The organism is Bacillota bacterium, assembly GCA_040754675.1.
GTDB lineage: Bacteria > Bacillota > Limnochordia > Limnochordales > Geochordaceae > Geochorda.
This window is the reverse complement of the sequence record JBFMCJ010000103.1, coordinates 1-10,148: the sequence shown is the minus strand read 5'-3', so window position 1 is coordinate 10,148 and position 10,148 is coordinate 1. Positions and strand designations below refer to the sequence as shown.

The 10,148-nt window shown below is 68.5% G+C and carries 11 protein-coding genes; all 11 read left to right on the top strand.

The window, feature by feature from the left end:
* Window positions 1-369 (top strand): rod shape-determining protein (locus AB1609_08035; protein ID MEW6046416.1); only part of this gene is annotated, 369 nt, incomplete at its 5' end.
* Window positions 370-401: 32 nt separating this feature from the next.
* Window positions 402-1,274 carry a rod shape-determining protein MreC gene (gene mreC, locus AB1609_08030; protein MEW6046415.1) on the top strand — a complete coding sequence of 291 codons (873 nt, stop codon included), beginning with the start codon at window positions 402-404 and terminating at the stop codon, window positions 1,272-1,274.
* Window position 1,275: 1 nt separating this feature from the next.
* Window positions 1,276-1,824 (top strand): hypothetical protein, encoded by a 549-nt coding sequence (locus tag AB1609_08025; GenBank protein MEW6046414.1) that lies wholly within the window; start codon window positions 1,276-1,278, stop codon window positions 1,822-1,824.
* Window positions 1,825-1,853: 29 nt separating this feature from the next.
* On the top strand, window positions 1,854-3,788 hold the full coding sequence (mrdA, locus tag AB1609_08020; protein ID MEW6046413.1) for a penicillin-binding protein 2: 1,935 nt from the start codon (window positions 1,854-1,856) through the stop codon (window positions 3,786-3,788).
* Window positions 3,789-3,845: 57 nt separating this feature from the next.
* Window positions 3,846-4,646, top strand: a complete 801-nt coding sequence (gene minC, locus AB1609_08015) for a septum site-determining protein MinC (GenBank protein MEW6046412.1) — start codon at window positions 3,846-3,848, stop codon at window positions 4,644-4,646.
* Complete coding sequence (minD, locus tag AB1609_08010; GenBank protein MEW6046411.1) at window positions 4,628-5,434, top strand: septum site-determining protein MinD; 807 nt, start codon at window positions 4,628-4,630, stop codon at window positions 5,432-5,434. The genes minC and minD overlap by 19 nt, the downstream gene beginning before the upstream one ends.
* Window positions 5,435-5,480: 46 nt before the next feature.
* Entirely contained in the window at window positions 5,481-5,774 is a 294-nt protein-coding gene (gene minE / locus AB1609_08005; GenBank protein MEW6046410.1) for a cell division topological specificity factor MinE, read from the top strand.
* Window positions 5,774-6,916, top strand: a complete 1,143-nt coding sequence (gene rodA, locus AB1609_08000; protein MEW6046409.1) for a rod shape-determining protein RodA — start codon at window positions 5,774-5,776, stop codon at window positions 6,914-6,916. The genes minE and rodA overlap by 1 nt, the downstream gene beginning before the upstream one ends.
* Before the next feature lie 80 nt (window positions 6,917-6,996).
* Window positions 6,997-7,914, top strand: coding sequence for a site-2 protease family protein (locus AB1609_07995; GenBank protein MEW6046408.1), 918 nt, complete (start codon window positions 6,997-6,999; stop codon window positions 7,912-7,914).
* Between the two features lie 58 nt (window positions 7,915-7,972).
* Window positions 7,973-9,685 (top strand): Rne/Rng family ribonuclease, encoded by a 1,713-nt coding sequence (locus tag AB1609_07990; GenBank protein ID MEW6046407.1) that lies wholly within the window; start codon window positions 7,973-7,975, stop codon window positions 9,683-9,685.
* Between the two features lie 105 nt (window positions 9,686-9,790).
* A complete protein-coding gene (gene rplU / locus AB1609_07985; GenBank protein ID MEW6046406.1) occupies window positions 9,791-10,114 on the top strand; it encodes a 50S ribosomal protein L21 in 324 nt (107 codons plus the stop codon).
* Window positions 10,115-10,148 lie beyond the last annotated feature (34 nt).

Below are 10,148 nucleotides of genomic sequence, written 5' to 3'. Positions count from 1 at the left end.
GTGGTGGACGACCAGACGTTTGAGGTCCGGGGGCGCGACCTGGTGACCGGCCTGCCCCGTACCATGACCCTGACGGGCAGGGAGGTCCGCGAGGCGCTGTCCGAGGTCGTGGCCGCGATCGTCGAGGCCGTCCGAGTGACGCTGGAGCGTACCCCGCCAGAACTGGCCGCGGATATCGTGGATCGGGGGCTGGTGCTGGCGGGCGGTGGAGCGCTATTGAAAGGGATCGACGCTCTGCTGTCCGAGGCCACCCACATGCCGGTCCACGTGGCCGACGACCCCATGACTGCGGTGGTGACCGGAGCGGGTATCGCGCTCGAGCACTTCGACCGAATGAACCGGGTGCTCATCAACCCGCGGCGGGTCTAGGGGCGTTTTCGCGTGAGGAGTATGAGATTCGGATGCGTTCCAGGGGCGAGGGGCGTCCCCACCAGGAACGGGCCACCTCACGCCGGCTTGCGCCGGCCGTGTGGACCGCCGGCGCGGTCCTCCTCATCATCACAGCGTTTTTGACCGCACAGACCCGCTCTGAGCGCACCGCCCTGGAGCGGTGGATTGCGGATGTACTCGCCCCGGCCAACACGCTGGTGGCACGCGCAGACCGCCGGTTGACCGAAGCGCTTGACAACCTGGCGCGGCTTACTTCCCTGCGCCGCAGCTACGAACAACTCCTTCAGGAAAACGAACGGCTACGCCTCGAGCTTGCGATGCTGTCGGGGGTGGCGGCGGAGAACCGGGAGCTGCGCCGGCAGCTCGGCCTGCCGGACCTGCCCGGATACCGCCTCCTGGCGGCGGACGTGATCCGGCGGGACCCGTCCCGCTGGCACTCGCAGGTCGTCATCAACCGGGGTCAGGCGGACGGCGTTCAGCCCGGCATGGCGGCGGTGGCCCCCGGCGGCGCGGTGGGACAGGTGCTCAACACCACTGCCCGCACCGCCACCGTGGCCTTGCTGACGGATTCACGAAGCGCCGCCGGCGGGGTCATCGTACGCACGGGCGAGCTGGTGCTGGTGGAGGGCACCGGGAGCGGCCACACGCTGCGCGTGAAGGCCCTGATACCCGACTCGAGCTTCCAGCCCGGCGATCAGGTGGTCGCCTCCGGGCTCGGAGGCGTTTACCCCAGAGGGGTCCACGTGGGAACGATCCGCGAGGTGCGCCCGGGGGCCGTGGGGCTTGGCCGCGAAGGGTTGCTGGAGCCCGGAGCGGACATCTCGCGGGTCTCCTACGTCTACGTGGTGATGCCGGCCCCCGGCCAGAGGAGGGGCGGTCGGTAGCGTGAGGCCCGAGTTACCCGGCCCCCCGCCGGAGCGGAGGCGGCGGTGGATTGTGGCGGCGGTGGCCGCGGCGGCACTGCTGGTGGATCTGGTCGTATGGCCGGCGGTGGCTCCGTTTGGGACCGTGCCCGACACCACGCTGGCCGTGGCGCTGGCGCTGGCCATGGTGGGGCAGAAGCGCACGGCGGTCGCCCTGGCCCTGGGGGCGGGGCTCGTGTGCGACCTGGTGGGAGGGTACCTGGTGGGACTGGGTGCCGCGGCCCGGGCAGCGGCCGTGCTGGTCGCGAGCTTTGCCACGGGGAGAACGCCGGCCGAGGAGTTCTGGGTAACGATGGTCATTGCTGGTACAGCGCTCGTGGTCGGCGGGGCGACGCTTCAGCTGGGGGCGCTTGCGTTCGGCGTCCCGGTGGTGATCTCGCTGTGGAACGTGGCGCGGGGCGTCGTGTTCATGCTCCTGACCGGCGCGCTGTTCGCCGTGGCTTATGCCGTGTTCACCTGGGTCTACCTGGAAGTGCGCGCTGGGGAACTGGTTGGCCGGTACCGGTACTGAAGTGAGTGAGGGAAGGGAGCGCTTCAGGGGTGCGAACGCTGGTCTCCATCGAGTCGCGCCGCGATCAGGGCATGAACGTGCGCCTGCAGCGGCTGGGCGTGGCGGTGGGGGTCGTGTTCGCCGTGCTTGCCGCGCGCCTGTGGTATTTGCAGATCATTCGCGGTTCCGACTATGCGGCCATGGCCGACCGCAACCACCTCCGGGTGGTGCCCGTAACGGCGCCGCGCGGGCGCATCTTGGACCGGGAAGGCCGTGAGATCGCGCGCAACCGCCTCTCGTTCACGCTCTCCGTGCTGCCTGAGGCCGTGCCGAACGCCCCTCAGCAACTCTTCCCGGAACTGGCCAGGCTCCTGCGCGTGCCGGAGGCCAAACTGCAGGAGGCCTGGGAGTCGGCCGCGCGCCGGTACAGCTTCGAGCCGGTCCGGCTGGTCCGAGACATGAAGCTGGACCAGTTGATTGCCATCGAGGAGCACCGGGCGTCGCTCCCGGGCGTCTTCGTGGAGGAGGAGCCCGTACGGGATTATCCCCTCGGCGCCACGGCGGCCCACGTGCTCGGCCACGTAGGTCTCATCGGCATGGAGGACCTGAAGCGGCTGAGCGACGAGGGGTATCGGGGGAGCGACATCATCGGGCTTGCGGGGATCGAACGTTACTACGAGCGCGATCTGCGCGGCACCGGCGGTTACCGGCAGATCGAGGTGGACGCGCTGGGCCGTTACCGAAGGTTGGTCGGCGAACAGCCCCCCGTGCCGGGCCATGACCTGAAGCTGACGCTGGACCTGGAACTGCAACAGAAGACGGAGAATGCGCTCATCGATGGCATCCAGAAGGCAGAGGAACGGCGCCTGGACGACCCCAAGCTGCGCTCCGGCAAGTCCGTCACGGCGGGGGCGGTGGTGGTGCTCGACCCCAGGACCGGTGCGGTGCTGGCGATGGCGAGCTTCCCCGCCTACGACCCTGGTCGTCTCCTGCCGTGGGAGCCCGACCGGGCGGCATACCTCTCCTACTTGAACCGAGACGAGGCCAGCCCCTTTTTGAACCGCGCCACCATGGGAACTTACGCCCCTGGTTCGGCGTTCAAAGTGGTGACCGGGGTCGCCGCCCTGGAGGAGCGCAAGTTCGGGCTGAACGAGCGCTGGTACGCCGACGGTCTCGGCCCGTACGGTAAAAAGGACTGGATGGTGAGCCAGAAGCTCGTACCCGGCTGGCTCACGCTGGTCTCCGGCTTCGAGTGGTCGAGCAACGACTTTTTCTGGGAACTGGGTCACCGCGTGGGGGTGGACGCCCTCGCAGAATGGGCCCGCCGCTTCGGGCTCGGGCAGCCCACCGGGATTGACCTCCCGGGCGACCGGCCGGGCCTGGTGCCGGACCGGCAGTGGAAGAAGCAGCGCTATCGCAACCAGCCGGCCTGGGCGCAGCAGTGGTACGAGGCTGAGACGCTCGACATGGCCATCGGCCAGGGTTTCTTGGAGGTGACGCCGCTGCAGATGGCGGTGGTCTACATGGCCGTGGCCAACAACGGGATCGCGTACCGGCCCCACCTGGTCCAATCCATTAAGCGCCCGGACGGCACTTTCGTGAGGACCGTGACGCCGTCGGTGCTGCTACAGGTGCAGGCGTCACCCTCGACCTGGAAAGCGGTGCGGGAGGGACTGAAGGCGGTCGTGAACGGGCCGCACGGGACGGCCAAGGACAAGATGAAGGACGTCCCGGTTCCCGTCGCCGGCAAGACGGGCACGGCCCAGGTCGGAGACGGTGAGAGCCAGCCCCACGCCTGGTTCGCTGCCATCGCTCCCGCCGACGACCCGCAGGTCGTGGTCGTGGTGGTCGTGGAGCACGGGGGCAGCGGGTCCGGCGCGGCGGCCCCCATCGCCGAGGACGTGCTGAAGGCGTACTTCCAGGAGTACCCCCCTCGTTCCCCCGCTTCGGCCACGGCCACCGCTTCCAGGCAGGAAAGCGGCTAGGGTGCCAGAACATGGGGGCGAGAGCAGAACAGTGCCGGGGAGGCGTCGCGGGCTTTCGTGGTGGTCTCAGCCGCGGGCGGCCGCGAGAGCAAGCTGCGCGATAGCGTGGCCTTGAAGGGTTCGAGGCGAGGCCTGCGGGTCGTCCTGGACGAGTCGGCAGACTTCCGGGAGGTCCTGGCGGCCCTGCGCCGCAGGCTGTGGCCGGCGCGCCGTTTCTTCGCCGGCGCTCCTGTCTTCCTGGAGGCGGGGCGGCGGCAGGCGACCTGGGCCGAGTGGAGCGAGGTCATCCGAACGCTGCGGGAGTGTGGGCTGGAGGTGCGGGACGGGGCGCCCGAAGGGGCCCTGGCGGCCAGCGGGGCACTGCCCTCCAACCACGACAGGGAAGCGGGCAGTGGGGCGCAGGCGGTGGTGGGCAGCGCCCGGCTTGCCTCGGAGATCGCGCAGCTCGGGCTGGAGGCCACGGGACGTGGCCTTGAACGGGCCGTGCCGCCGGATCGAACGCTCCTCGTTCACCGGACGCTCCGGTCCGGGCAGCGCGTCGCGTACGACGGACACGTGGTGGTCGTGGGCGACGTGAACCCGGGGGCCGAGGTGATTGCCAGCGGTGACATTGTGGTAATGGGGGCGCTCCGGGGAATCGCGCACGCCGGCGCCCGGGGCGACGAGGGAGCCGTCGTGGTGGCGCTGCGGCTGGATCCGCTGCAGCTGCGGATCGCTCACCGGGTGGCACGCTCCCCCGACCAGACGGTTCCGGGACGGGGGCCCGAGATGGCACGCATCCGGGACGGAGCGGTGGAAGTGCAGCCCTATACGGCGGGAGTTGAGGAGGGCACGTCGGCATGGCAGGGCGCGTCATAGTCGTCACCAGCGGGAAAGGTGGCGTCGGCAAGACCACAACCACCGCCAATTTAGGGGTGGCGCTGGCCCTGATGGGGCGGCGGGTCGTGGTGGTGGACGCGGACATCGGGCTCCGCAACCTGGACGTGGTGCTGGGCCTGGAGAACCGCATCGTCTACGACCTGGTGGACGTGGTGGAGGGAAACTGCAAGCTGAAGGCTGCCCTGATCCGCGACAAGCGGGTGGACAACCTGACGCTTCTGCCCGCCGCGCAGACCCGCGGGAAGGACGCGGTCACGCCGGCGCAGATGCGGGACCTGACCGCCCAGCTTCAGGATGAGTTCGAGTACGTGCTGATCGACTCCCCGGCAGGCATCGACCACGGCTTTCACACTGCGGTGGCGGGGGCTACCGAGGCCATCATCGTTACCACGCCCGAGGTCGCGGCCGTGCGGGACGCGGACCGGGTCATCGGTATTCTGGAGAGCAAGGAGCTCTACGAGCCCCGGCTGGTCATCAACCGTATCCGTACGCAGATGGTTCGCCGTGGCGACATGATGGAGGTCGGGGACGTCATGGAGATCCTGGCGATTCCCCTCATCGGGATCGTGCCCGACGACGAATCCATCATCGTGACTACCAACCGGGGAGAGCCCGCCGTCCTGGACGGGCGATCCCGCGCGGGGCAGGCCTTCCGTAACATTGCCCAGCGGCTAGAGGGGCATGAGGTACCCTTCCTCGACCTGGAAGACGGAGGGCTGATGGCCAGGCTGAAGAGGTTGATGCGGGGGTCCAAGGCGGCTTCGTGACCGACGAGAAGGGCTGTTCTCAAACGGGCAGGGGGCCTGGCAAAGAATGGACTGGCTGACGAAGGTGCTGGGTCCGCGCGGGCCCAAGAGCGCCGACGTGGCAACTCAACGGCTGCAACTGGTGCTCAAGTACGATAGGGCGAAGCTTCCGCCCGGGCTCATCGAGACGTTGAAGGATGAACTCCTCGCCGTCATCTCTCGCTACGTGGACGTGGTCGAGGACGGCATCGAGGTGTCGCTGGCCAGCGCGCCGCGAGATGACGCGCCGGTGGCGCTGGTGGCGAACGTGCCCATCCGCGGTCCTCGTGTAGCGGCCGCCAGGGGTCACAGAGAGGCTTGATGGGGCAGTTTCTTCCCCCGCATGGCACGGCCAGGCGGTGGCTCGCCTCGGTGGACTGGTCCCTGATCGGCGCCGCGACGGCCCTGGGGTTGTTTGGGCTCGTGATGATCTACTCCGCGACCCGGTCGTGGGTCGTGGGAGACCCCACCTACTATCTCGAACGCCAGTCCGTGAGCCTGGCCATCGGACTTGTGGGCATGGTAACGGTCATCGCCCTCGATTACCGGCGCCTGCTCCAGCTAGCGCGGATGGGGTATCTCGTCGCCGTTTTACTGCTGGTTGCTGTGCTGCTGGTCGGGCGGCGGGTGGCGGGCACCCAGGGCTGGATCGTCCTCGGGCCGCTTTCGCTGCAACCGGCGGAACTGGCCAAGCCCGCCCTCGTGCTCATGCTGGCCGCGCACTTGGGTGAGCGGCGCCCGCCGGAGCGGTGGGGGGACTTCGTGCCTCCCGTGGCCATGACCGCCCTCATGGGCGGCCTCGTGCTGCTGGAGCCTGACCTGGGGACGGCAGTGGTCTTCGGGGTGATCCTGCTGGGCATGCTTTACGCGGCCCAGGCCCCCGGCCGGTATCTCGCCTGGATGGGCGGGGCAGCGCTGGTCGCGCTGGGCCTGGCCGTGGCCGTGAGCGCCCTGGGATGGGCCGAGATCCTGAGGCCGCACCAGCTTGAACGGCTCGTTGTCCTCGTGGATCCGGCCTCCCGTCGGCAGGGAGCCGGCTGGAACGTCACCCAGTCGGTCATTGCCATCGGGTCGGGCCGGCTCTTCGGGCAGGGGCTCTTCGCGGGGCCGCAGACACAACTCGCCTTCGTGCCGGCCAGGCACACGGACTTCATCTTCTCGGCGGTGGGCGAGGAGTTCGGGTTTCTCGGAGCGACAGGTGTGCTGGCGGCTTACGCCGTCATACTGCGGCGGTGCCTGGCCATCGCCATGCAAGCCAGGGACCGGAGCGTGGCGCTGCTCGCTGCCGGCGTGGCCATCACGGTCGGCTTCCACGTCGTGGTCAACGTGGGGATGACGCTCGGCCTGATGCCCGTCATGGGCATTCCGCTTCCCCTGTTGAGCTACGGGGGGAGCAGCCTGGTGGCGACGCTCGTGGCCATCGGGCTTGCCGCCAGCGTCGGGGCCCGGCGGCACGGGTGGTAGCCTCTACGGCACGGGCGGGGCTCATACACTGGGAACGGTGGAACGAGCCTCTTCCTGGAGGTGCGTGGAGGCTGCGCCTGGTGAACCTCTTCTCCGCAGGCGGCACCCGGGTCCGGCTGCACCCGGCCTTCATCGCCCTGGTGGCCGCCATGGCCCTCCTGGGGGACGGCGTGCGGGCGGCGCTTCTGTTCGCCGCCGTGCTGATCCACGAGCTGGCGCACATCGCCTCAGCCAGGAGGTTGGGCATCACCACCTACGAAGTGGTGCTCATGCCGTTCGGGGGCGTTGCGCACCTGGACGAATCGGGCCTGGTCGACCCGGCGGCCGAGACGCGCGTGGCTTTTGCCGGACCTGCGGTCAACTTACTGCTGGGAGGGGCGCTGGCCGCGGCTTCCGTGACGGCGATGCAGGGGGGGACCGCAGATGCGGCATCGCCTTCCCGAGCAGTTCTGCAGGTCTTGGGCCTGTGGGGATGGGATCACCTCGGGCTCGGCCTGTTCAATTTGCTGCCGGTCTTCCCGCTGGACGGCGGGCGGCTGGTGAGGGCGGCGGCGGCGCGGCGGATGGGGTTTCGCGCGGCGACCCGTCTGGTTGGCCAGGCGGGCGAGATCGCCGGAGCGGTGATGGCGCTGGCGGGCGGCATCTGGTACAGCCGTTTCGGGCACGGGCTCGGGGCCATGGTCATGGGCCTCTTCTTGCTGTATGCTGCCCGTATGGAACGGCGGCGTGCGCCCGGTACCTGGATACGTTATTTGGAGCGGACGCTCTCCCCCGTCCGGCAGGCACCGGTTGAAGAGGGGAGGCTCTTGGTCGCCCGAAGCGGGTCCACCGTGAAGGACGTGGCGCTGCGCCTGGTTCCCGGGCGGTACCACGTGGTCTTCATCACGGATTCCCGGGGAAGGGTGATGGGGTTGACGGGAGAGCGGGAGGTGATAGAGGCTCTCATCGAACGGGGGCTCACGGTCCCCGTGACGGGTGTACCGTATCGAAGGATGTAGATAGAGAGGACCAAGAAAAGTGGGGGCGGGGGACAGCGTTAGGAGTTGAACGGGGGAGATGGTTCGGGAGATCATCATCAACGTCGGGCACGGGGAAACCCGGGCCGCGATGCTGGAGGATCGGCGGCTGGTCGAGGTTTTCGTCGAACGGGAGTTCCACCAGCCGGTAGCCGGCAACATTTACAAGGGGCGGGTCGAGAACGTCCTGCCCGGCATGCAGGCAGCTTTCGTCAACATTGGCCTTGAGCGCAACGCCTTTTTGTACCTGGGCGACGCCCCTCTTTATGTGGATGCCAAAGAGCAGGACCAGGATCACGAGGCCGTTGAAGAGTTGCCCCGCCGACCCCTTCACCGCACGCTTCACGAGGGCCAGGAGATCGTGGTACAGGTCATCAAGGAGCCCATCGGCACGAAAGGCGCCCGGGTGGTTACGAACCTGACCTTGCCGGGCAGGTACCTGGTGCTGGCTCCCTTTACCGAGTACATTGGCATCTCGCGGCGAATCAGCGACGACGCGGAACGCAACCGCCTGAAGGCCATTGCCAAGCGCATCCGGCGCCGCGGCATGGGGCTCATCGTGCGCACGGTGGCCGAGGGGCGGGGCGAAGAGGAGCTGGAGGCGGACCTGCGCTTCTTGCTCCGGGTCTGGGAGCGGGTCTCGCTAAAGGCCAGGAGGGCGCCCGCACCTTCGCTTCTATACCGGGACCACGACCTGATCTACCGGCTGGTACGGGACGTCTTCACGGAGGAACTGAACCGGGTGGTGGTCGACTCGCGCCAGGAGTATCAGAAGATCGCCGAACTCGCGGACTCGGCCGGCCTGGTGTCCATCCGGTCGCGGCTGCAGATGTACCAGGGCGAGCGCCCCATCTTCGAGGAGTACGGCATCGAGCCCGAACTGGACAGGGCGCTTGACCGGCGGGTCTGGCTCGACTGCGGAGGGTACCTGGTCATCGATCACACCGAGGCGTTCACGGCCATCGACGTGAACACGGGGCGCTACATTGGCACGACGAGCCTGGCCGACACGGTGCTGCGCACGAACCTGGAGGCGGCCGAGGAGATCGCCCGGCAGGTCCGCCTTCGCGACCTCGGGGGCATCATCCTCATCGACTTCATCGACATGGATCGCAAGGAAGATCAGGACCAGGTGCTCGAGAAGCTCACATCGGAGCTGCACAAGGACAGGACGCGCACGCACGTGCTGGGCTTCACGCGCCTGGGGCTTGTCGAACTGACGCGCAAGAAGGTGCGGGAAGACCTTTACGCCGTGCTCCAGAGACCCTGCCCGTACTGCCAGGGGACAGGGCGAGTGCTGTCCGAGGTGACCATGGCCCAGAAGGTCGAACGCGAAATCATGCGGCTGGCGCGGTCTTCCCGGGCGGAGGCCATCCTGCTGGCGGTGCACCCTTCCGTGGCCGCGCAGGTGATCGGGTCTGGGGGCGCGAATCTTCGGCGGCTCGAGGCGGAGACCGGCAAGGCGATTTTCGTTCGGGGGAGCGATGATTTGCACATGGAGGACATCCGCGTCCTGACCGTCGGCAGCAGGCGGGAGGTTGAGCGGATGGCGCTGCCGGTGCAGGAGGGCCAGGTGATGGACCTGCAGGTGGAAGAGCCGCACGTCACCAACCCCCGGGACGGCATCGCGCGCCTGGAGGGTTACGTGGTGGACATCGAAGGCGCCGGCCGGCACGTGGGGCAAAGGCTCAAGGTGGAGATCACGAAGGTCTTCCGCACCTACGCCAAGGGGCGGGTCGTATCGGCCGGCTAGGGGCTGGCAGCACGCTCGGGTGGCGCCCGGCCTTTGACGGCACTGCCCGACGATGCTACAATGCCACTCGTGCGATGCCCCAGGACGCCTGAAGGGTGATGGATCGTGGCAGAGTACGCCGTAGTTGACGTCGGCGGGCGGCAGTACCGGGTCGCCCCGGGCGACGTCATCACGGTTGAGCACATGGACGCGCCGGTGGGCCAGGAACTGAGCCTTGACAGGGTGCTCATGCTGCGCCAGGGTGAGCGGGTGCTCGTAGGAGCTCCGGTCGTCGAGGGCGCGAGGGCTGTGGCGCGTGTGGTGGAGCACGGGCGCGGCCGCAAGGTGTTGGTGTTCAAGTACAAGCCGAAGGTCAATTACCGGCGGCGGTACGGGCACCGGCAGCCGTTCACGCGCCTTGCCATCGAGCGGGTGGAGCTTGGGCCCTAGACGCTCCCCGGGGATGTGGATCGTGGAGGTGGCG

Bases quoted from the DNA above. Each gene is read 5' to 3' on its own strand.
- mreC (MEW6046415.1), top strand. From the start codon at position 402: ATGCGTTCCAGGGGCGAGGGGCGTCCCCACCAGGAACGGGCCACCTCA.
- minD (MEW6046411.1), top strand. From the start codon at position 4,628: ATGGCAGGGCGCGTCATAGTCGTCACCAGCGGGAAAGGTGGCGTCGGC.
- minE (MEW6046410.1), top strand. From the start codon at position 5,481: ATGGACTGGCTGACGAAGGTGCTGGGTCCGCGCGGGCCCAAGAGCGCC.
- rodA (MEW6046409.1), top strand. From the start codon at position 5,774: ATGGGGCAGTTTCTTCCCCCGCATGGCACGGCCAGGCGGTGGCTCGCC.
- AB1609_07990 (MEW6046407.1), top strand. From the start codon at position 7,973: ATGGTTCGGGAGATCATCATCAACGTCGGGCACGGGGAAACCCGGGCC.